General features: G+C 48.8%; 25 protein-coding genes. 9 read left to right on the top strand and 16 right to left on the bottom strand.

Going from position 1 to position 22,182, the window contains the following annotated elements:
• Positions 1–150: 150 nt before the first annotated feature.
• Positions 151–1,062: a hypothetical protein gene (locus KQY15_RS15225; RefSeq protein WP_217670669.1), complete on the top strand. Its 912-nt coding sequence runs from the start codon at positions 151–153 to the stop codon at positions 1,060–1,062.
• Between the two features lie 120 nt (positions 1,063–1,182).
• Positions 1,183–1,356 (top strand): hypothetical protein, encoded by a 174-nt coding sequence (locus tag KQY15_RS15220; RefSeq protein ID WP_217670667.1) that lies wholly within the window; start codon positions 1,183–1,185, stop codon positions 1,354–1,356.
• 77 nt (positions 1,357–1,433) lie between these two features.
• On the opposite strand, the gene KQY15_RS15215 is transcribed toward KQY15_RS15220, so the two are convergent.
• From KQY15_RS15215 to ilvG, 7 genes are all read right to left on the bottom strand, one after another.
• Complete coding sequence (locus KQY15_RS15215; protein WP_217670665.1) at positions 1,434–1,721, bottom strand: type II toxin-antitoxin system RelE/ParE family toxin; 288 nt, start codon at positions 1,719–1,721, stop codon at positions 1,434–1,436.
• Between the two features lie 9 nt (positions 1,722–1,730).
• On the bottom strand, positions 1,731–1,919 hold the full coding sequence (locus KQY15_RS15210; RefSeq protein ID WP_217670663.1) for a hypothetical protein: 189 nt from the start codon (positions 1,917–1,919) through the stop codon (positions 1,731–1,733).
• A gap of 120 nt (positions 1,920–2,039) precedes the next feature.
• Positions 2,040–2,237 carry a ribosome alternative rescue factor ArfA gene (locus KQY15_RS15205; protein WP_217670661.1) on the bottom strand — a complete coding sequence of 66 codons (198 nt, stop codon included), beginning with the start codon at positions 2,235–2,237 and terminating at the stop codon, positions 2,040–2,042.
• Positions 2,238–2,303: 66 nt separating this feature from the next.
• Positions 2,304–3,872: a threonine ammonia-lyase, biosynthetic gene (ilvA, locus tag KQY15_RS15200; RefSeq protein WP_217670659.1), complete on the bottom strand. Its 1,569-nt coding sequence runs from the start codon at positions 3,870–3,872 to the stop codon at positions 2,304–2,306.
• A 43-nt stretch (positions 3,873–3,915) separates the two neighbouring features.
• Entirely contained in the window at positions 3,916–5,766 is a 1,851-nt protein-coding gene (gene ilvD, locus KQY15_RS15195; RefSeq protein ID WP_217670657.1) for a dihydroxy-acid dehydratase, read from the bottom strand.
• 36 nt (positions 5,767–5,802) lie between these two features.
• Positions 5,803–6,057, bottom strand: coding sequence for an acetolactate synthase 2 small subunit (ilvM, locus tag KQY15_RS15190; RefSeq protein WP_217670655.1), 255 nt, complete (start codon positions 6,055–6,057; stop codon positions 5,803–5,805).
• Complete coding sequence (gene ilvG, locus KQY15_RS15185; protein WP_217670653.1) at positions 6,057–7,706, bottom strand: acetolactate synthase 2 catalytic subunit; 1,650 nt, start codon at positions 7,704–7,706, stop codon at positions 6,057–6,059. Before ilvG ends, ilvM begins: the two co-directional genes overlap by 1 nt.
• A 533-nt stretch (positions 7,707–8,239) precedes the next feature.
• On the opposite strand from ilvG, the gene KQY15_RS15180 reads away from it, so the two are divergent.
• Positions 8,240–8,482, top strand: a complete 243-nt coding sequence (locus KQY15_RS15180) for a DUF1289 domain-containing protein (protein ID WP_217670651.1) — start codon at positions 8,240–8,242, stop codon at positions 8,480–8,482.
• 33 nt (positions 8,483–8,515) lie between these two features.
• Here KQY15_RS15180 and KQY15_RS15175 read toward each other — a convergent pair whose 3' ends face one another.
• The 6 genes from KQY15_RS15175 to cysG all read right to left on the bottom strand — a co-directional run bounded on the left by KQY15_RS15175 (position 8,516) and on the right by cysG (position 13,298).
• A complete protein-coding gene (locus KQY15_RS15175) occupies positions 8,516–8,758 on the bottom strand; it encodes a GlsB/YeaQ/YmgE family stress response membrane protein (protein ID WP_217670649.1) in 243 nt (80 codons plus the stop codon).
• A 114-nt stretch (positions 8,759–8,872) separates the two neighbouring features.
• The gene (locus tag KQY15_RS15170) at positions 8,873–9,619 is read right to left on the bottom strand and encodes a complement resistance protein TraT (protein ID WP_217670647.1); all 747 of its coding nucleotides are present in this window, start codon (positions 9,617–9,619) and stop codon (positions 8,873–8,875) included.
• Between the two features lie 41 nt (positions 9,620–9,660).
• Entirely contained in the window at positions 9,661–10,020 is a 360-nt protein-coding gene (locus KQY15_RS15165) for a hypothetical protein (RefSeq protein ID WP_217670645.1), read from the bottom strand.
• A gap of 263 nt (positions 10,021–10,283) precedes the next feature.
• On the bottom strand, positions 10,284–10,976 hold the full coding sequence (gene rsuA, locus KQY15_RS15160; RefSeq protein ID WP_217670643.1) for a 16S rRNA pseudouridine(516) synthase RsuA: 693 nt from the start codon (positions 10,974–10,976) through the stop codon (positions 10,284–10,286).
• A gap of 50 nt (positions 10,977–11,026) precedes the next feature.
• Complete coding sequence (gene cysQ / locus KQY15_RS15155; RefSeq protein WP_217670641.1) at positions 11,027–11,812, bottom strand: 3'(2'),5'-bisphosphate nucleotidase CysQ; 786 nt, start codon at positions 11,810–11,812, stop codon at positions 11,027–11,029.
• A gap of 64 nt (positions 11,813–11,876) precedes the next feature.
• Positions 11,877–13,298 carry a siroheme synthase CysG gene (cysG, locus tag KQY15_RS15150; protein WP_217670639.1) on the bottom strand — a complete coding sequence of 474 codons (1,422 nt, stop codon included), beginning with the start codon at positions 13,296–13,298 and terminating at the stop codon, positions 11,877–11,879.
• Positions 13,299–13,573: 275 nt separating this feature from the next.
• Between cysG and KQY15_RS15145 the strand changes: the two genes are divergently transcribed.
• The 6 genes from KQY15_RS15145 to KQY15_RS15120 all read left to right on the top strand — a co-directional run bounded on the left by KQY15_RS15145 (position 13,574) and on the right by KQY15_RS15120 (position 18,177).
• Positions 13,574–13,780 carry a hypothetical protein gene (locus KQY15_RS15145; RefSeq protein WP_217670637.1) on the top strand — a complete coding sequence of 69 codons (207 nt, stop codon included), beginning with the start codon at positions 13,574–13,576 and terminating at the stop codon, positions 13,778–13,780.
• A 47-nt stretch (positions 13,781–13,827) separates the two neighbouring features.
• Positions 13,828–15,510, top strand: a complete 1,683-nt coding sequence (locus tag KQY15_RS15140; protein ID WP_217670635.1) for a tetratricopeptide repeat-containing diguanylate cyclase — start codon at positions 13,828–13,830, stop codon at positions 15,508–15,510.
• A complete protein-coding gene (locus KQY15_RS15135) occupies positions 15,503–16,318 on the top strand; it encodes an SAM-dependent methyltransferase (protein WP_217670633.1) in 816 nt (271 codons plus the stop codon). The genes KQY15_RS15140 and KQY15_RS15135 overlap by 8 nt, the downstream gene beginning before the upstream one ends.
• Positions 16,319–16,388: 70 nt before the next feature.
• Positions 16,389–16,946, top strand: a complete 558-nt coding sequence (locus KQY15_RS15130) for an RNA polymerase sigma factor (RefSeq protein ID WP_217670631.1) — start codon at positions 16,389–16,391, stop codon at positions 16,944–16,946.
• Complete coding sequence (locus KQY15_RS15125; protein WP_217670629.1) at positions 16,943–17,311, top strand: DUF3379 domain-containing protein; 369 nt, start codon at positions 16,943–16,945, stop codon at positions 17,309–17,311. The genes KQY15_RS15130 and KQY15_RS15125 overlap by 4 nt, the downstream gene beginning before the upstream one ends.
• The gene (locus tag KQY15_RS15120; RefSeq protein ID WP_217670627.1) at positions 17,308–18,177 is read left to right on the top strand and encodes a PDZ domain-containing protein; all 870 of its coding nucleotides are present in this window, start codon (positions 17,308–17,310) and stop codon (positions 18,175–18,177) included. Before KQY15_RS15125 ends, KQY15_RS15120 begins: the two co-directional genes overlap by 4 nt.
• A gap of 87 nt (positions 18,178–18,264) precedes the next feature.
• Here KQY15_RS15120 and ahpF read toward each other — a convergent pair whose 3' ends face one another.
• The 3 genes from ahpF to KQY15_RS15105 form a co-directional block, all read right to left on the bottom strand.
• The gene (gene ahpF, locus KQY15_RS15115) at positions 18,265–19,809 is read right to left on the bottom strand and encodes an alkyl hydroperoxide reductase subunit F (RefSeq protein ID WP_217670625.1); all 1,545 of its coding nucleotides are present in this window, start codon (positions 19,807–19,809) and stop codon (positions 18,265–18,267) included.
• Between the two features lie 212 nt (positions 19,810–20,021).
• Entirely contained in the window at positions 20,022–20,588 is a 567-nt protein-coding gene (gene ahpC / locus KQY15_RS15110) for an alkyl hydroperoxide reductase subunit C (RefSeq protein WP_217670623.1), read from the bottom strand.
• Positions 20,589–20,844: 256 nt separating this feature from the next.
• Positions 20,845–22,095 carry a mechanosensitive ion channel family protein gene (locus KQY15_RS15105; protein ID WP_217670621.1) on the bottom strand — a complete coding sequence of 417 codons (1,251 nt, stop codon included), beginning with the start codon at positions 22,093–22,095 and terminating at the stop codon, positions 20,845–20,847.
• Positions 22,096–22,182 lie beyond the last annotated feature (87 nt).

The following is a 22,182-nucleotide window of genomic DNA, read 5'->3' as shown; positions in this document are numbered from 1 at the left end:
GGTTTAACACCAAATGAGTCAGAGAAAAGATACTGGCTTTACTATAAAACCGTGGCCAATTTTACTTGACCACTACATTTGGAATATACGCACGCATCAAAGTTGGCTTCCGACTTTGAACAACGATATTCCCGGAATATCCAGATATTTGTGACTAGCCATTCACCAGCATTTATTTCCTTAACAAGCAATTCAGCGGCACGTTATAGAGTTATCAGTGATAACAATGAGTCAAAGGTAGTAAACATTGACGCTGAGAGCGATACGGATCACTTCGAAAAACTTCAAGATGAACTTGGGATAATAGAGATACATAAAGAAATTCATAAAAAGTACTCTGAAAAGATATCTGAGCTTGAATACATAAAAGAACAAATGGTTTTGCTTAAGTCTGATGCAGCTAATGAAAAAAGACCTATTGTCTTAACTGAGGGTAAAACTGATAAATCAATCTTAGACACTGCTTACGAGAAAATTTTCTCTAAAAAGCCAAATTACATAATTCGGCCTTGTGACAACATCTCTAAACCTCACGTAACAAATGGAGGTTGTCCAAATTTGAGCAAAATGATTGAATCAATCCATTTCGAGGATAAAAAGATATACATTGCAATTTTTGATCACGATAAGGAAGGTTTAGACTGCTTTAAAAAACTCAGAAATTTTGATCAAGCCCCAAATAACCATCGACTAAAAATTCATAAAAACGGTTTTGCCTTTGCTTTACTGCTACCAGTCCCAGAGTTTCGTCAAAATACTCCAGATTGTGTGTGTATTGAATTCCTATTTGAAGATACATGCTTTAAGGATCAAAATGGTAAAGGACTATTTACGGAGCTCGATATCTCTTTAGTTTCTAATGGCGTAAAAATTGACTTACCGTTAAGTGCGATACAACTAGACTTATTACCTATTTCTCCCGTCCCAAAAATTACTGGCGGTAAAAATGATTTTGCAGAGAGAGTAGTCAAAACATTGGACGCACATTGTTTTGAGGAATTTAAAGTTCTATTCAGTGATATTGATAGCATCGTTAGTCAGGTTCATAGTAGCGACAACTGACTTTGGAGTCTCTGCAAGCAAAGCTGCGCTATCCATACTGTATATTGAAAAGTTGAAACATCTGAAATCTGCCGCAATTCCAAGTTTTTTATGCCCCCCTAAATCCGAGGTAAGTGAGCTATGTTCTCAACTGTAGAATTACGTCATATCCGCTTATGCCTGGTCAGACAAATAGCTGCTGAACGCGCTGAACTGCTAAAACTGGATGAAGATAGCGTTGAATATATGGAAAAGGCGAATGATTTAATGGTGCTGGATAGCATTATCGCCAAGATTGACCGCGAGCAAGGTTAGGCAGGCAATCATTCAGTTCGCAGTTCACCAAGACACTAAGGGCGTAATCTTTACCTTTATGCCTTGATCAAGCCCGGCTACTCGATATCTGTTAACTGCATTCTGCTTCGAATTACTGCCAGCACCTCAATTTGCTCAAGTCTGATGTAATAAATAATCCGGTAATCCCGATAAAGCACTTCACGAATTTGAACTTGATTATACTCGGGCACGACTCTGCCAGATAAAGGGTGTTCTGCGATTTGTTCTGACCGACGGGTTATTTCATCGACTGTTTTAAGGGCATAGACTACTGAGTCTGCAGCAATGTACTGAAAAATAGCATCAAGGTGTTCTGCAGCGTTAGCAGACCAGAGTACTTTCATTTAGCGCGTTTACTCAGCCAATCCGTATTTTTGCCGGATTTCCTGCACAGTTTGCAATTTGCCCTGCTCGCTGTCACGTAAGCCATTCTCTATCGCTTGACGCACGTAAATCTGTTCCATCAGGTCGTCCCAGGTAGCGTCAGCAGGCAGCTGATCTATCAGTTTATGGGCATCATCTTTTTTAAGCGGGCTTGGCATAGGTATATCTCCGTTAACTCGGTAATTGTTAGCCGGATACAGGTGAAAAGCAATAAAAAGCACCGTTATGGTGTTGGTTACTCGAATTTGTTAAGCGAGGCGTTCGGCACAGCGATGTAACTAAGCAAGTAAGTTGTAGCGACTGACCAAAACAACAAGGGCGTAATCTTTTGAATTACGCCCTTTCCGGTTGTAGGAGCCTTTACCCTTTTTCGCTTTAACCACCCTGGTTTGAAACAACTTGCTGGTGACTAAGGCTTTAATCGCATTATCGCGGATTTCACCGCGGCCATGCTCGGTTGCCGCTGATTTACTCATCTGTTTTCTCCTGTTTAAAAAACGCGCAAAGTTTAACTGCGCCCCTGGATCTGAGCAAGAAATTTGTTAGCCCGCGGTTAAAAACGCCTGATAACTGCGGTTATTGCTGACTTGCTGATACTGATAACCCAGTTTATCTAAATGGCCGGCGATATCACTGTGCTGGGCCACTTCAAAGCCGGCCAGCACATCGCCGGTCGCGGCACCGTGGTTACGGTAGTGAAATAAAGTGATATTCCAATGCTCGCCGAGCGTGTTTAAAAAATTCATTAACGCACCCGGATATTCCGGAAAATTAAACTGATACACCTGCTCGCTTAGCTGCCGTGGTGGCATGCCACCAACCATATGCCGCACGTGCAACTTGGCCAGTTCGTCGTCGGATAAGTCCTGATAATCATAGCCGGCGTCGCTCAGCAATTTGGTTACTGTATCAAGCTCCTGCTGGCCATGGCGCAGTTTAATACCGACAAAAATATGGGCTTTATTATCGCTGGCATAACGGTAGTTAAACTCGGTGATGGCACGGCCGCCAAGGGTCTGGCAGAAACGGCGGAAACTGCCTTTTTCTTCCGGAATAGTCACCGCAAATACTGCTTCTTTTTTCTCACCCAGCTCACAGCGTTCAGACACATAACGCAGCGTATCAAAGTTTAAATTGGCACCGCTTAACACTGCAGCGAATTGCTGCGGTTTGCTTAACGTGCTGTTAGTTAATTGCTGGCTATATTTCTTCAGTCCTGCCAGCGCCAGCGCGCCGGCTGGTTCAGCGACGGCGCGCAAATCGTCAAAAATATCTTTAATTGCTGCGCATATTTCATCACTTGATACAGTAACCACTTCATCGCAAAAGCGTTTGGCCAGGTTAAAGTTTTCGGTACCAATACGTTTTACCGCCACACCATCGGCAAATAAGCCCACTCGTGGCAGGGTAACCGGCTCACCGGCGGTCAGGGCTGCTTTTAAGCAGGCAGCATCTTCCGGCTCAACGCCTATTACCCGCACATTAGGCTGAATGGCCTTAATATACACCGCCATACCAGCCATTAACCCGCCGCCACCCACCGGAATAAACACCGCATTAAGCTGATTATGCTGGCTTAACAGCTCTTTGGCGACCGTACCCTGACCGGCAATAACATCGCTATCGTCAAACGGCGGAATATAAATAGCGCCTTCAGTATTGGCCAGCTTAATGGCATAGCTGTTAGCTTCGTCAAAGGCGGTGCCGTGCAACACTACATTGCCGCCCAATGCCCGAACAGCAGCGACTTTAATTTCCGGGGTGGTGATTGGCATCACGATAGTGGCATTTATCTCCAGCTTGCTGGCAGAAAGGGCGACGCCCTGAGCATGGTTACCGGCCGAGGCACACACCACACTGACGTTGGGACTCTGCTGCTTAACTTTATGCAGCTTATGAAACGCACCGCGTAGTTTAAACGAGTACACAGGCTGTTTGTCTTCGCGTTTTAGCAGCACAGTATGGCCCAGCCGTTGGCTCAGTTTGTTCATGCCATCCAGCGGGGTTTCCACTGCAGCCTGATAAACCGGCGACAGCAGAATTTCGCGCAGATACTGCTGCATTAACTCGGTATCTGTCTGCTCTGCTTGGACTATTGCCAGGTTGTTCATTGTTGCTCCGGTTATATTTTACTTGTAGCCTGCAGCTCAGGTTTTAATCTTCCAGTTTACTTAAGTCTCTTACTGCACCTTTATCTGCACTACTGGCCAGCAAGGCATAAGCTTTTAACGCTGTACTTACTACCCGCTGCCGGTTCTGTGGCTTCCAGCCTTTTTTGCCCCAGGCATCCATCTGGGCATGGCGCTTTGCCAGCTCTTCATCACTGATGGCAATGCCGATTTTACGCTGGGGAATATCAATCTCGATGGTGTCGCCTTCCTCTACCAGCGCGATAGCGCCGCCACTGGCCGCTTCCGGCGAGACATGGCCAATCGATAAACCCGAGGTGCCGCCTGAGAAACGGCCGTCAGTGATCAAGGCACAGGCTTTGCCTAAACCCATCGACTTTAAATAACTGGTCGGGTACAGCATTTCCTGCATACCCGGGCCACCTTTCGGGCCCTCGTAGCGAATAACTACCGCGTCCCCCGCCACTACCTTACCTTTTAAAATGGCCTCTACCGCCTCATCCTGGCTTTCAAATACCCGGGCGCGGCCGGTAAATACCAGGTTCTCCGGCTCAACCCCAGCGGTTTTTACAATACAGCCCTGTGGTGCCAGATTGCCAAACAGCACTGCCAGGCCGCCATCCTGCGAGTAAGCATGTGCTTTACTGCGAATGCAGCCATCCACCCGATCATCATCCACCGAAGGATAACGGCAACTTTGTGAAAACGCCTGGGTCGTGCGAATGCCAGCCGGGCCGGCAGCATAAAACTGTTGCACTTCTTTGGACGGATTCGTTTTTAAATCCCATTTTTCAAGCACTGCACCCAGCGAGCTACCCGCTACATGCGGCGTATCCGGGTTAAGCAACCCGGCACGGTTCAGCTCTGCCAGAATACCAATTACGCCACCGGCACGATGGACATCTTCCATATGGTATTTCTGGGTAGAGGGTGCCACTTTGCATAAATGCGGCACTATGCGGGATAAACGGTCGATATCCGCCATGGTAAAATCCACTTCTGCTTCAATCGCCGCGGCCAGCAAATGCAGTACCGTATTGGTCGAGCCACCCATCGCAATATCCAGCATCATGGCATTTTCAAATGCCGTTTTATTACCAATACTGCGCGGCAAGGCGCTGGCATCATCGTTCTTATACCAGCGGTTACACAGCTCCATGATCCGGAAACCGGCCTGCACAAACAGTTCTTTACGATCAGCATGGGTCGCCAGCAGCGAGCCATTACCTGGCTGGCCTAAACCCAGGGCTTCTACCAGACAATTCATTGAGTTAGCAGTAAACATTCCCGAGCAGCTGCCACAGGTTGGGCAAGCACTGCGTTCAATCTGTTCACTGTCGCTGTCAGAGACCTTAGGATCGGCCGCTGATACCATTGCATCCACTAAATCCAGCTTGATAATCTGCTCGGACAATTTGGTTTTACCGGCTTCCATTGGCCCACCGGAAACAAAAATGGCGGGCACATTTAAGCGCATAGCGGCCATTAACATGCCCGGGGTAATTTTGTCGCAGTTCGAAATACACACTATCGCATCAGCGCAGTGGGCATTGACCATATACTCGACCGAATCGGCGATCAGCTCGCGTGACGGCAGGCTGTACAGCATGCCGCCGTGGCCCATGGCAATGCCATCGTCTACGGCTATGGTGTTGAATTCTTTGGCAATACCGCCGGCCTCTTCAATGCTTTTAGCCACCAGTTTGCCTAAATCACGCAGATGCACATGGCCTGGCACAAACTCACAGAACGAGTTCACCACAGCAATAATGGGTTTGCCAAAATCAGTGTCTTTAACACCGGTGGCTCGCCACAGCGCACGGGCTCCTGCCATATTGCGGCCTTCGGTAACAGTGGCGGATCTTAACTTTGGCATCAGGTACTCCGTAATTAATAAGTTGTTTCTATTAGTTTAGGCACGCAGCGCGGCTATGTCGGCACTGGCCAACCGCAAATCGCGTACGTCATACAGTTTATGCAACTGACTGGTCAGTAAATGGATCGGCTTATCGCTACTAACGGTTAGCGTGATCGACAAGCCGGCTTTTTCTGCCAGTGGAGTCAGCTCCAGGCCGGCTAACTGATAACCGCGATAGCGGGTAACCTGTAATAAACGTTCAACCACGCTGGATTCATTATTGGTGGTGATGGTCAGGGTATGGTTCATTAGTTGCTCTCCATGATCATATCTTCATTCGCGGCACCCGGCGGTACTAATGGCCAGACGTTATCTTTTTCATCAATTCTTACATGCAGTAAATAGGGGCCGGGCCAGGTAAACATGGCTTCCAGCGCGCTTTCAACTTCATCTTTGCGGGTAATACTGTGGCCGGGTATGGCAAACGCAGCGGCCAATGCAACAAAATCGGGGTTGTCGGATAAATCGGTTTCGCTGTAGCGCTCATTAAAAAACAGCTGCTGCCACTGCTTTACCATGCCCAGGCGCTGGTTATCGATAATGACGATTTTCACCGGCAACCTGAACCGTTTAATGGTGCCCAGTTCCTGCACGTTCATCATAAAAGAGCCGTCACCTGATACGGCAATCACCGTATCCTGCGGCCGGGCTAATTTTGCGCCTATTGCTGCCGGCAGGCCAAAACCCATAGTACCCAGGCCACCGCTGGACAGATGATTGCGCGGGTGGCTGAAGCGCATATGCTGTGCTACCCACATCTGGTGCTGGCCGACGTCGCAACATACCACGCTGTTGTCCGGCATCCTCTCGCTCAACTGTTTTAACATCAGCGGCGCGTATATACGCTCGCCCGGGTGATCATAGCGCCAGCCGTGTTGCAACTTTAAGCTGCTGCAATGGGCTAACCAGTCGCTGCAATTGGTGTTGCTGGCTATGGCTGGCAGAATTTGCCGCATATCACCCAGAAACGACACCTGAGCAAAGCGCACTTTGTTGATTTCCGCCGGGTCGATATCGACATGGATTACTTTGGCGCTGGGCGCAAATTTTTGCAGGTTGCCGGTAACCCGGTCATCAAAACGGGCACCCAAACATACCAATAAATCACACTGCTGCACCGCCAAGTTTGCGGCCTGAGTGCCATGCATACCCAGCATACCTAAGTAATGGGGGTTGTCTTTCGCCACCGAACCCATGCCCTTTAACGTGGTAACAGATGGCATCGGGCACTTTGCTAAAAAGTCCTGCAACTGTGGCATCGCACCCGCCATATGTACGCCACCGCCGATATACGCCATCGGCTTTTTGGCATTGCTAATCAGCTGGCGGGCCTGGGCACTTTGCGCCAAAGAGGTATTTATAGATTGCGGCACTGGTTTAGCGGCAAATTCAGGTACATTGACCTCTGCCAGTTGCACATCTTTCGGAATATCAACCAATACCGGGCCAGGGCGGCCGCTGCGGGCAATAGCGAAAGCATCATTTAACGTTGCGGCCAGCTCATCAGCACTGCGTACCATAAAGCTGTGTTTGGTCACGCTTAAACTTAAGCCCAGCACATCGATTTCCTGAAAAGCATCAGTACCCATTACCACCTGCGATACCTGGCCGGTAATCGCTACCAGCGGTACCGAGTCCAGCATGGCATCGGCCAGCGAGGTAATTAAGTTAGTGGCGCCAGGGCCGGAAGTTGCCAGGCACACCCCAACCTTGCCCGAGCTGCGGGCATAGCCTATGGCCGAAAACGCTCCGCCCTGTTCGTGCCGGCACAGGTAGTGCTTGACCGGGCTGGCATAAATTGCATCGTAAATAGGCATAATAGCGCCGCCGGGATAACCAAAAATGGTATCCACCCCCTGCTGCTGCAACACTTTTAATACCAACTCTGCGCCATTCATCCTAAACCTCTTGCTACCCGTTATTTTCACATGCCCTGAAACGACAAAACCCCCGGTCCTTGCGGAGCGGGGGTTTTGTTGGATTTCGCCTTAAGCTACTTTATTTTTCCAAAACACCGCCCCCGCGGAGATTAATAATCACCACGACCACGAGGACAATAATGTTCAGAACAGCAGCTAAACGCATAATTTGATTCTTACTTATTTTCTTGGTTGAATTCATTTTTGTTATTCGGCTCTGTTTTACAGAGCAATTGCCTATTAGAAATAGCCGTCTATCAGTCTGAAGTCAACCGATTTTTGTGATCTGGCTAAAAATAATTGATTGGATTTCGATTATATCGGATTAAGAACCGGCTTACGCTAAGCCGACCGTTGAAGCCCTGGACGGGCGGAAACGAGCCTACAGGGATGTATTTACGGCGTGTCGGCGTGCGTAAACCGGTTCGTAAAGCCTAAAGCCATTCGATATTTGCACCTTTGGCTGGACACAACGTACACTAAGACTATTCATCAGCCAGTGCGGTAGCCTTGTGGATCAGCTGGAGCTATTCGACATACCTAACCCCTGCATCGGGGTGTGTCAGAGCAATAACCGGGGTTATTGCCTCGGTTGCCTGCGCTCGCGGGACGAACGTTTTAACTGGCATCAGAAGCCCGCTGCCGAGCGGGCGCATATCCTGAAACTGCTAAGCCAGCGTCGCGCCAGACTGAATGGCAAAGCGAAAAAAGAGCAGGATTTGCCAGAACAAGGTGAATCACTGGATTTGTTCTGAATCTGGCCGTAGCGCTTATCGTTACTAAAATAACTAACTTTTTTTAATTAAGCTCACCACATAAATCAGCACTATCGCCCCAACGGTCGCGGTAACCAGCGAGCCGATAAAACCATAAGATGCCAGGCCCAGTAAGCCAAACAAAAAACCGCCAACAAAAGCACCGACAATACCCACCAGCATATTGCCTAATAAGCCAAAGCCCTTACCTTTCATAATATTGCCGGCAATCCAGCCCGCCAGCGCGCCGATAATTAAAAAAGCGATAAAATTCATAGTAATCCCTTAATAGTTTCATGCTGAATTAGCATGAAATGAGCATAGACTAAAAAACGCGTGTAAAAAAGCCGGCTTAAAACCGGCTTTTTACTGCTAGGTTGTCATATCTAATTAGAAAAACGATGACATAGCATAAGCGGTTTTTTCGAACATCAGCGGCTGAGCTTCTGCCAGCTCCAGGTTAGCCTTATTGGCCGTTGTAACCACTCGGGTGCGATACTCTTTCAAATTAGACGCTTCAGAATAGGTGGTGGTTGTCGCGCCATCATCTGAAATTTTGGCATTAACTTTAGAATCCCGGCGAACAATCACACCTTTTTTAGCACGCTCCTGGATCTGAATATCTGCGACCAATAAATAGGTAACATCTTTGACAAAAGCATCCGCCGCGGTAGAAATTAAACCACCAACCAAAGCGCCACCAGCCGCCCCGCGATAGCCAGAGCCGGTCGCAACAGCTGCAGCAGCACCCATGCCGGCACCAGAATAACCACTTTGCAGAGCATTTTCAGCAGCAGATGGCGATGCTTTTTCTAACTGACGCACAAACACACTCATGGTGTATTGAGCTTCTTCCGGGTCATCGGTAAAGGTATAGCCATTGCCGCTTTGGCTTATTTGCTGATTAAGAGCCGTTCTGAAGGCGTTGCGGTCGAACTCCATTACCGCACTGCGAACCTCTAAATAAATTTTCCGCCGGTCTTGTGGCACTGGTGCAACAAAAATTGAGGTACTGACTTTAGTTTGTACGTCTAAATCGCGCTTGCTGATAGAGGTATGAACTGCGGCACAACCCGATAATCCAAACATTAATAGAATTACCACGAACAGCTGGCCGGTTTTAATAGTATTGATCATTTTAAGTTCCCTTTATTTTAGGTATTGTTTGAAACTATCGGTTAGTAGTAGTAGCGACCATGATAGCGATAGTAATACTGGCAATTTCTGTATTCAGTCCAGTTGTATCGCAGTAAGTCACGACAGGTATAGCCCTTGCGCCAATGTCTGCCTTTATACTCTTCCGGCTTAATATTTTGCTCGAGCATACTTTTTATGTATTTATCAACTTCTTCTGGTTTCTCTGCCAAAAAAGGCTTAGACAGCACTTCAGAATTCATTTGGGCTTGAGCACGGGCCAGTTCATCTTCTTCTTCGTTTGGCTCTGCCTGAACAGACATTGCCAATACAGCACTTAACGAAAATACTGCAAAAAACCGTAAGGGAGACTTACGGATTTTATTAATCATGGCAGGCGACATGATGCTCCTCCTTGTATGTTACTTGTGGTTACTCCATAACTACCACATTGAAATTTGACTATCGCAATAAATAACGCTGCCAATAGATTATTAGCCAGCAATAGCACAACGGCCATTAATGATAATAGATATTTTACAAAATTGCACAATGAAAAAACCAAACAAACCCTATTTGCAACGTTAAACACATTAAGTGCTTTAACATAACAAATTCAATATTAAGGCAATTACACCTTTACATAAGCGTATTATGGCAATTCTGTCTACTTCAATAACTCAAGTTCGGCAGCGGTAAGCGCCCGATATTCGCCTTCGGCTAAATCTGCCGGCAGCTGCAAACCACCAACTTTTTCACGGTGCAGTTGCTCTACCTTATTACCAATAGCGGCAAACATCCGTTTTACCTGATGATACCGCCCTTCATGAATGGTCAGTAGTGCTTCGCGCTCACTAACAATCTCCAGCTGCGCCGGCAAAGTTGGGTCTTTTTCGCCGCGTAGCATAACGCCCTCAGCAAATTGGCTGGCCGCATCAGCACTGATTGGATCGGCAGTCCATACCCGGTAGGTTTTGGCAATATGATGTTTCGGTGAGCTGATCCGGTGCGACCACTTTCCATCATCGGTCAGCAGTAGCAGGCCCGTGGTGTCTAAATCAAGCCGGCCAACGGTGTGCAGCCGCTCAACTAAAGGTTCATCCAGTAAACTGAACACGATAGGATGATCCGGGTCATCGTTGGCGCAAAGAAAGCCGGCTGGTTTATGCAGTATCAGATAACGCAGGCCAATGATCGCCAGCGGCTGGCCATCCATTACCACCTTATCGTCACTGTTAACCTGCAACGCAGCCTGTTTAACCAGCTCGCCGTTTATCGTCACCAGTTTCTGGCGAATAACTTTGCCGGCCTGGCTACGGGTCAGGCCGGTACAATCACATATAAATTTATCTAAACGCATAACACTAGCCACCTGTAAATAAGGTGGCTAGTGTACCGCACTGGCGCGGTTTAGTCGCCTGTTGCCTGGACGAGTGCTGATACCATAAAGTTCGGGTTAAGCAGCTGCTCCCGCTGATACACCTTGCCGCTGATACCGTCGAAACTGACGGTGGCGCCGGCTTCAGTGGCAACAATATGGCCGGCGCCGGTGTCCCAGGCCATGGTGGGGCCAAAACGCGGATAGACATCGGCGGTGCCATCGGCCACCAGGCAAAACTTCAGCGAGCTGCCAACCGGCACCATTTCATGCTGATCAAACTGGGCCAGATAGCCGGCTAAATCGGGGCTGGGGTGGCTACGACTGCCCACTACTTTAACTAATTGATCGCGGCTGGCCTGGTTTACCTTTATCGGCCTGACATTTCCGGCGTGCTTTAAAAAAGCACCTTCACCTTTGGCTGCGTAATAGGTTTTGGCCAGTACCGGTGCATGTACTACGCCTAATACCGGCTCACCGTTATCTATCAGCGCAATGTTCACGGTAAATTCGCCATTACGTTTAATAAACTCTTTGGTGCCATCCAGCGGGTCGACCAGCCAGTAACGCTGCCAGCTTTTGCGAATATCCCAGCTAATGTCAGCCGCTTCTTCCGATAAAATCGGTAACTCCGGGGTTAGTTTTGCAAGCTCAGCGACAATAAGCCGGTGCGCTGCCATATCAGCAGCAGTCAGCGGGGAGTCATCGCTTTTGGCACTGATATTAAAATCAGCCTGGTCGCGGCCATAAATGGCTAAAATGGCCTCGCCGGCCTGTTCGGCAATCTGAATAATGGCCGGCAATAAGGTTGCTGTCATAGGGTCGTCCTTGAAGGTTGTCAGGAAATAATAGCGAAAAATCAGTCTGGCTAGCTTATCAGATTTAGCGCAGCCGGGTTAGCGGCTGGGCAAACACGGGGCTTTGCGGCCTGGCGCCAAACCAGTGCAGCTGCTGTTGTAAACTGACCACTTCACCAATAATCAGCAGCGCCGGCGATTGTACCTGCTCGCTGCTAACCCGCTCAGCCAGTTCACTTAGCTCTGTAGTAATAATCCGCTGCTCCAGCCGGGTACCGTTTTCAACAATCGCTACCGGGGTGGTTGCCGCACGTCCGGCGCTTATCAGCTGCTGCTGGATATAGGCCGCTTTCATCAAACCCATATAAATCACTACCGTCTGGTTCGGGGTACTCATACTCTGCCAGTCCGGCTCACTGCCGTCTTTACGACAATGGCCGGTAACAAACTGCACGCTTTGCGCATGATCGCGATGGGTTAGCGGGATCCCGGCATAAGCGGCACAACCAGCGGCGGCAGTAACACCCGGTACCACCTGAAAGGCAATATTGTGCGGCAATAGTGCCTGAATTTCCTCGCCGCCGCGGCCAAAAATAAAGGGGTCGCCGCCTTTTAAGCGGCAGATTTTCTTACCAGCCAGGGCTAAATCAATCAAAATCTGATTGGTATCCTGCTGTGCCACCGAATGCGCACCGGCTTTTTTACCAACACAAATCAGCTCCGCATCGCGGCGTACCAGCTGCATAATCTCCGGCGATACTAAATAGTCATACACCACCACATCCGCTTGTTGCATTAACTGCAGCGCTTTTAAAGTGAGCAGCTCCGGATCGCCCGGCCCGGCACCAACCACATAAACCTCACCAGCCAGTTGCTGCGGCTCTGCCAATAGCGCACTCAGTCGTTGCTCGGCCTGTGGTAGCTGATTAGCCTGGACATCACGCACCACATCGGAGTTAAACACTTTTTCCCAGAACTGACGGCGGGCGGCAAAGCCTTTAATTTTGGCTTTTACCTGATCCCTAAAACGGCCGACCAGCTGGGCCAGGGGCCCTAAATGCTGGGGTAGTAAGGTTTCCAGCTTTTCCCGCAAGCGCCTGGCCAGCACCGGCGCGGTACCAAAGCTGGAAATGGCAATAATAATCGGGTTACGGTCGATAATCGACGGGAAGATAAAGCCGCATTTGGGCTGATCATCTACCGTGTTTACCAACATATTGCGTGCGGTTGCTGCGTCATACACAGCGCCATTAACGCTGTCGTTATCAGTGGCGGCAATCACCAGCAGCTTGCCGTCTAATAGTTCAGGGCTGAAATAACCGGTAATAAGCTCGGCTTTACCCTGCTGTTGCCATTCAATAAATTCCGGAGCAAACTCGGGCGATATCACATAAAGCTTAGCGCCGGCGCTTAACAAGGTACCGGCTTTGCGCAGCGCTACAGCGCCGCCGCCGACAATCAGCACCGGTTTACCGGTCAATTTAACGAATAAAGGAAGATATTGCACTGCGGCTCCGCTAGCTGAAACGGTCAGCTTTAACTAATGCTTAGCATAGCGCTGCCTGCACCATTCGCAAAATAGCTTATCACGCTCATATATAACCAAACGGAATTAATAGTCCACTCTTTATACTGGGGTTTTAGAAACGCGACAGTTGTTAACAACAGGTATTTCCATTACATTAGATGGGTAAAATATCAGCAATAGCAGCCACTTCTGTCATAGAAGGGCGATAATATCTAAACAAAAATAATCAGCGCAGCAATTTTAAAGGATTTAATATGTCGACTCTTAGCCAGTTTATTAGTGATTTAGCAAGCAACCCAACATTACAGCAGGATTACCTGAATGACCCTGCAGCCACTATGCAAAAGTATGGCCTTCAAAGCCATGAGGTGGAAGCAGTGTTAACGGCAGATAAAGCCAAGGTAGAACAGCTGAGCGGTAAAACAACTCATGCAGTTACTTTTTTCTTCCCGGTAAAATAATGTGCCAGCGGGCACTACAATACTTATTAGCAGGTGTACTTTTATGTATGCCTGCTTTACTTTGTGCCAATAATAACATTCAAAGTCAGCTGGATCTGGCTGAACAAGGCCGCACCGGCACACCTCAACAAAGTCAGCATATAATTGATCAGTTGGCGTTGCAGACTGAGCAGATGAGTCAGCAGCAATTGCACCAATATACCTTTGTTAAATCATATCTGTTTGCGATAAAAGGCGAATTGGATGCAGCCATTGAATTAGCTAAATCTCTGGACGATAGTCCCTATTCCGAAAGCAGAATAAAAGCTAACTTACTGTTGGCAAATATGTACGAGGCAATTAAACAACACCAGCTAGCTTACAGCTATCTCTATCAAGCCCTGCAAGATGCAAAATCCAATTCTGATGCTAACCTTAGCGCAAACGTATACACCGTCGCTACTCAGTTACATATCAGTGCCGGAGTTTATGATAAAGCACTTGAGTACGCGCAAAAGATTAGTGAAGTGTCAGATTCGGCCCGTAATAAGTGTATCAGTGAAGTTTTACAAGTCCATGCGCTGGTCAGGCTTGGGCAGAGTTATCCAGACAAGCTTCTAACAAGTGCCAAGCAAGGCTGCTGGCAAGCGAATGAGCCGTTAATGGCTCATACCCTTGAGCAATTTAAAGCAGAAGTAGAGATATATACCAATCCCACGGCAGTCAAAGCCAGCATGCAAGCAATGTTGCCTGATTTGCAAAAAATCGGTTTTCCTTATGCCATCCTGCGGGCCCGCTATCATCTGGGATATGCCCAGCTGCAACTGGAAGATTTTCCGGCTGCCGAGGCTGAATTGCAGCAAGTGCAGCAACTGGCCCAGCGCCTGCGCGACAGTCGGATTGAAAATGAAACGCTGCTATTATTGGCTCAACTTTACGAGAAAACAGACAACACAGTGGCAGCTGTTGCGGCCTATAAACAACATATCGCCGCGCTAAACAGCTACATTGACGAATTTAAGCAGCGCAGCGTGGCCTACCATCTGGCGCAGGCCGATTTTATGGAAAGTGAAAATAAACTGGCGTTACTGGAAAATAAAAACAAGCTGCTGCAACTGGAAAGCCAGCTGCAAAAAGATGAAAAACTCAAAACCCTGTTAATCTCCTTTGCTTTGCTGACACTATTGCTACTGGTGATTTATGTGTTAAATAGCAAGCGGGTGGCGCTGAACCGGCTGGCCACTACCGACTTTTTAACCCGCTTATTTAACCGTCGTTATTTTAATGAAGCGGTCAGTAAACACTTAGGTAATCGGCGCCAGCAAGGTGAGTGCAGCCTGATTGTGTTTGATATTGATTTATTTAAACAAATTAATGATCAATACGGCCATGCCGCCGGTGACAAGGTGCTAAGTGCTATTGCCCAGTGTTGTCAGGAACAAATTCGCCAGCAGGATATTCTGGCGCGAATTGGCGGCGAAGAATTTGCGCTGTTTTTACCGGGTTGTGCCCTGGCTGATGCTGAAGACATTGCGGAACAATGCCGGCACAGTCTGGAGCAGTTAGTGATTCCGTTTGAAGACCAACATATTCAGATAACCGCCAGCTTTGGCGTGGCAACCAGCAGCAACGCTGATTTTGACAGTTTGTTAAAACAAGCTGATGATGCCCTGTATAGAGCCAAAACCGGTGGTCGCAACCGGATAATGGTTTATCCCACCGCTGCCAGCAAAGGTAGTAGTTTTGGCTGAGCAAGGCCGCGGCAGCCTGCTTTGTCTGGGGCTGGGGATCACCCTGGGCAGCCAGCTGACTATACTCGCGCGCGAACAACTGGCGGCAGCTGATATCGTATTTTTTCATAGCAATAGCCATTACCTTAACGGCTTTTTACAGCAAATAAACCCCAACTTAGTGGATTTACAACCTTTTTATCAAGCTGGCCAGCCACGCAGTAAAAGCTATCAGGCGATGCTGGATGCCGTTATCGGCGCGGTAACTGCCGGCAAGAACGTGGTGTGGGCTTGTTATGGCCACCCCGGTATTGCCAGCTGGCCGCCACATGAGGCTATTCGCCAACTGAAAGCCCAGGGCTACCGCGCGAAAATGGAAGCCGGCATTGGTGCCGATGCCTGTTTATATGCTGACTTGGGCATTGACCCAATGGCTGAGGGCTGTCAGCAGTTTGAGGCCAGCCAGTTTTTGTTTTATCAGCGCACTGTTGATGTCAGTGCTTACCTGCTGCTATGGCAGGTGGCGATAGCCGGGGATTTTAGTCTGGCCAGGCTGGAAAGCGACAGCCGCTATATTGAAATTCTGGTGCAGCACCTGCAGCAATGGTACCCGCCAGCGCATCAGGTGATTTTGTATGAAGCCGCTGACTTACCAATCTGGCAGTACCGGGCCGAGCCAGTCAGCTTAGCCGAACTCCCGCAGGCAACCCTGAACCAGATCACCACCCTGGTAATCCCGCCACTGCATCCGAAAAAGCTTAACCACAAGATGCTGGATCAGCTTGGCGTTCCGGCAGACCACCCATTACGGCGCAGCCGGTTATCCTGAAAATGCACCCGTCGATGTCACACTTTGTCATGCCAGAGCGTCTTATAGTAAAACAGCACAAGGAAACCCGGTGTCAGCACACGGATTTGGCAGACCAATAGCGCCTGAGATTATCAAAGCAGCCCAGCGCGGCCAGCCAGACGCCTTAAAGCGGTTTTACAGCCACTTTGCTGATGCGGTGCTCCGTTTATGTAGTGGCATGCTGGGTTCTGCCGATGATGGCCGGGACCTGACCCAGGATATTTTTATTAAGGCATTTGCCTGCCTGGCAGATATTAAGCAACCGTTGGCAGTAGGTGGCTGGCTAAAACAACTTAGCATCCGGTTGGCACTGGATACGCTGCGTCAACGCAACCGGCAACAGCTGCTTAGCGATAATGAGAGCGACAACATTTGTGATCAAAGCTGGAACAGCGCCATAGATTCGCTAACCCGGCTGGATGATGTTGAACGCATTATGGCGGTACTGTCTGAACAGCAGCGGGTATTAGTGTGGTTATATGCCGTTGAAGGCTACAGCCACCAGCAACTGGCTGAGTTGCTAAAACTATCTGAGCAAAATGTCCGGCAGCAATACCGGCGGGCTTTAATTAAATTAGCAACTCAACTTGAGCAGGGCGAACCATGAGTAAGCAACAACAATTCAGTGAACTGCTAGGTCAGCGTTTAACTGCCGCTCATCAGGAAACTGCCGACGATTTAATGTGGCAGCAGCTACAGCAACGTATCAATAAAAGACGGCGCAAGCTTACACTGTGGCTCAGTAGTGCCGCCAGCCTGGCGTTTATTGGTATATTAAGTGGCATTTTGTATAGCGGCCAGATTGAACCCGAACCGCTAGCAGTCTCAGATCCGGTTTACCGCTATCAGCTGGAAAAGCTGGATGTGGCAATTCAACAATCCATTATTCGCAACGATCATGAGCAGGTTGAGCGTTTAATAGCGCAGCGCCAGCAACTGAATAAACCTCAGCCACGGACTTATACCTTATGAAAGTATCAAAACTGGCCCGGCTTTACGCCGTTATGACTGCACTTTGGGTGACGGGCGCGGATGCACAGCAGCCAGAAGCCACGCAGGACATTATTGAAGCGGTTCAGACAGCAATAATGGCGTCGGGCAATGCCGCAGAAGATGGCCCGCTAATTATTGAAGAGCCCGCCCGTAACTACTACCATTTTGGCGCGGTAATGGACCGGCAACATAAAATACTGGCGGTAACCCCGGATTCGGATGCAGAAAGAGCCGGGGTACAGGTGGGGGATAAAGTGTCGCAAATTAACAATGCGACTCTTGATTCTACCAGTCTGGAGGATGTGTTGGCATTGTTAAATGATTTTGAAGAGGGCAAGCCCTTTAATGTCTGGGTTAACCGTGCCGGCAAGGCTATCAAACTCCAAAGCACGGTCACCCGGCGGACTATTCCGGCATGGCGCTTAGTTATTAACCCTGAGCAAACTACAGATACCGCAAAGCCGTTGCAAACTGGCGGCTGTGGCTTTGTTTCAGTATTTTACTTCCCACCCCGTACCCGGGAGTTGTTCCCGACCGCTATTCGCGCGGCAGGTGATACGGATTTCAGGACTGAGCCATATCGTCGCACAGATGTAGTAAAGGTCGGTACCGGTTTGCAGGATATTGAGCTAGCAGAGCAAATTGCGTTACCGCGAGTCAGATGGAATCGCTCCGATCTTTGGGAGCGCAGAAAACAGCTGACCCAGGTTTTGCAATTAAAGATTGAGCCCAATAAGGTTTATCACCTTGCCAGCCGTTATATTGATAAACCGGAAGAAAGAACCGATCCCGCCAAGTATTGGGAGCCGGTAGTATGGAAAGTGACCGACCGGCAATGTGAATAAAAAAAGCGGCAACCAGGGTTGCCGCCAAAGAGGGATGAGAGAGGTATCCCGTTTTACTAAAATATTAACTTAGTGCCGGATCAGCGATTAATGCCGGATTAGATAGTCAAAAGCACCCAGGGAAGCATTGGCACCAGCACCCATGGCAATTATAATCTGCTTGTACGGCACAGTAGTGGCGTCACCAGCGGCAAAAACGCCCGGTACTGAGGTCTGGCCGCGCTCGTCGACAATAATCTCACCGCGTGGCGATAACTCCAGCGCACCGCGCAACCATTCGGTATTCGGTACCAGACCAATCTGGACAAAAATACCCGCCAGCTCAACATGATGCGACTCACCAGTTTTGCGGTCGGTGTAATTAATACCATTTACCCGGTTACCGTCACCGGTCACTTCGGTGCTTTGCGCTTCAGTAATAATGGTAATGTTGCCCATTGAGTTGGCTTTCTTCACCAGTACCGCATCGGCTCGGAGCGTGGCGGCAAATTCCAGTACGGTAACGTGCTCAACAATACCGGCTAAGTCGATAGCCGCTTCGATGCCGGAGTTACCCCCGCCAATAACTGCCACTTTTTTGCCTTTAAACAGCGGGCCGTCGCAGTGCGGGCAGTAGGCCACACCTTTGCCACGATATTCCTGCTCGCCCGGCACGTTCATTTCTCTCCAGCGCGCACCCGGCGCAAGTACCAGGGTTTTACTGCGAAGCACCGCCCCGTTTGCCAGCTCCAGTTCAACTTTGTCGGTTTTGCTTAGCTTAACCGCGCGCTGGTTATTCATAATATCCACGTCATACTCCCGCACGTGGGCCTCTAAGGCATTAACCAGCTTCGGGCCTTCGGTATATTTAACCGAAATAAAGTTTTCAATGCCGACGGTGTCTGCCACCTGGCCACCAAAGCGCTCGGCTAAAATACCGGTGTTCAGACCTTTGCGGGCAGCATACACAGCAGCAGAAGCACCGGCCGGGCCACCGCCAACTACTAATACGTCAAACTCAGCTTTGCTTTTCAGCACCTCAGCCTGGCGTTTTTCGGCATTCACGTCGATTTTCTGGATAATTTTCTCCAGAGTAATGGCCCCTTGCGAGAACAGCTCACCATTTAAAAATACCGATGGCACCGCCATAACGTTGCGTTCGCTGACTTCGTCCTGAAACATCGCGCCATCGATCATCACGTTAGTAATGTTCGGGTTTGTAGCGGCCATAATATTCAGCGCCTGTACCACTTCCGGACAGGTCTGGCAGCTTAGGGAAATATAGGTTTCGAACTCGAATTTGCCGGGTAACTGGCGAATTTGCTCAATGGTATCGGCTTCTACCTTAATCGGGTGACCACCAGAGTGCAGCAGCGCCAGCACTAAAGAGGTGAATTCATGGCCCAGTGGTACACCGGCAAAGGTAATGTGGGTATCTTTGGCTACCGAGCGCACCAGCATTGCAGGTTTACGCTCCATAGCAGCATCGTCGCGACGCAACGACACTAAATCTGATAAACCGGCAATATCGTTAGCCAGTTGTTCTACTTCAGTGGCTTTGGCGCTATCGTCTAGAGATACCACCAGCTCAACCTCGGTTTTCAGGTTCTGCAAATAAGTTTTAAGTGTTTGCTTCAGGTTAGTATCTAACATAAAAAACTCCAGAAAAATTAAGACGATAAAAATCAGCGTAACAAAGCCTCAACCTGAGTTGTCAGGCCGTAAGCATAGTATCCGGGATAGTCCGGGCAGGCATTACCTGCCCGGGTACCAAACCGTAGTCTGGCAGAGGGAAGCTGAGCTACAGCTTCTTAGAAGGGCTGTAGTCAGGTCCCGCTGCAGTAAACTGCAGGTTGCTGCACTGCTTAGATTTTACCAACCAGGTCCAGTGATGGAGCTAAGGTCGCTTCACCCGGAGTCCATTTGGCCGGACATACTTCGCCATCGTGGTTAGCAACATACTGTGCTGCCTGGACTTTACGGAACAGCTCAGCTGCGCTGCGGCCGATACCTAAGTCGTGAATTTCAGCCACTTTGATTTCGCCTTCAGGGTTTATTACGAAAGTACCACGCAGTGCTAAACCGTCTTCTTCAATCATTACGCCGAAGTTACGGGTAATGGTACCAGTCGGGTCGCCAATCATTGGGTAGTTGATTTTCTTGATGGTTTCAGACGCATCGTGCCACGCTTTGTGGGTGAAGTGGGTGTCAGTAGATACTGAGTAAACTTCAACACCAATTTCCTGAAATTTGGCATAAAAGTCAGCCAGGTCGCCTAATTCAGTCGGGCAAACAAAGGTGAAGTCGGCCGGGTAAAAGCATACTACTGCCCACTTGCCAGCTAAGTCTTGCTCGGTTACCGGAACAAATTTGCCCTGATGAAATGCAGTGGCTTTAAATGGCTTGATCTTAGTATTGATAATTGAAGACATAGTCTTGCTCCTTTCGGTTAATAAATAGATTGGTAAATTTCCGCGTTCTCAATGCTGGCTATATTAGCCAGACATCTTAATTTTTTAAAACGAATTAAATCAATTAATATCATCGCTTTTATGAATTAGAAGCCAGCGCCATTGCTACTATTTCGCAGTAGCGCATTAACTACGTGACAACACAGCCCTTTAGATGAGGACAAGGCGCCGATTTCTCAAGCGCCTTGTCCTCAATAGCTATTAAATTACTTTGGGTTTAATCATCCTGACGACTGAGTTGAATCGCCCGGATATCCATGCCACTGGGGTGCTGATACACCCGCAAGCCAAATTCCGGCAAAATTGCCAGCAGATGGTCAAAGATATCAGACTGAATACCCTCATAGGCCAGCCAGGCTGTGGTATTGGTAAAACAATATATTTCCAGCGGTAAACCATCGGCACCAGGCGCAAGCTGGCGGGCCATTAATGTCATGTCCTGCCGCACCCCGGGGTGGCTGGCCAGATAACGCTGCACATAAGCACGGAAAGTACCAATATTGGTAATGCGCCGGGTATTGACCGGCTCCTGGCCCCGTTCAGCTAACTCGCTGTTCCAACTGTCAATTTCCTTTTGCTTTTCCGCCAGATAGTCCTCTAATAAACTAAAGCGGGTTAAATGCTTGCGCTCTTCACTATCGAGAAAATGCACGCTTTGCTGATCCAGCATCAGGCTGCGCTTTATCCGCCGGCCGCCAGACTGCTGCATGCCACGCCAGTTTTTAAAAGCATCGGTCATAAAACGCCGGGTGGGGATAGTGGTAATGGTTTTATCCCAGTTCTGCACCTTTACCGTGTGCAAGGCAATATCAATCACGTCACCGTCAGCGTTAAGCTGCGGCATTTCCACCCAGTCACCGACCCGGATAACATCATTGGAAGAAATTTGGACACTGGCAACCAGCGATAATATCGTGTCCTGAAAAATCAGCATCAGTACCGCAGCCATTGCTCCCAGGCCCGATAATAAAATTAACGGCGAGCGGTCTACCAGCGCAGCAATCATTAAAATCAGGGCGACAGTAAACACCACTATTTTTAATACCTGCACATAGCCCTTAATAGGTTTGGTTTTCGCATCCGGGCCCTGCTCATAAATAGCATTAATCAGGGTCAGAATATTAGCTATAGCTAGGGCAATCGTCAGCACCACAAAGGCGTTGCAGACGTTCACTACTATGGTTGTCACGGTTTCCGACACGCCTTCAATTAGCGTAATACCTTTAGAGATGATCAGTGCCGGGACAATGTTGGCCAGCCGGGAGATAAACGCAGAGTGCTGGATAACCTGATGCTGGCCATAGGCGCTGGCCCGCAAAGCGCGGAGAATGCCACGGATTAATACTTTTTTTACAATGAAATTACTCAGCCAGGCAACCAGTATCAATAAACCAATGCTAAGCCATAACCTGGTTTCGGGGTGCTGTTCCAGCCAGCCCTGGTAGGCACTAAAGTCAAAATCCGACATCTCTCAACCTGTTCCCTGTTTATCGTGGAAAGCAACCTTTATTGCCACGGCAGTATTAAAGGCAGTAGGCGCTATTATGCCCCGATA

Origin of the sequence: Arsukibacterium indicum (assembly GCF_019100565.1) — a bacterium.
GTDB lineage: Bacteria > Pseudomonadota > Gammaproteobacteria > Enterobacterales > Alteromonadaceae > Alishewanella > Alishewanella indicum.
This window is presented reverse-complemented; position numbering and strand designations above follow the sequence as displayed.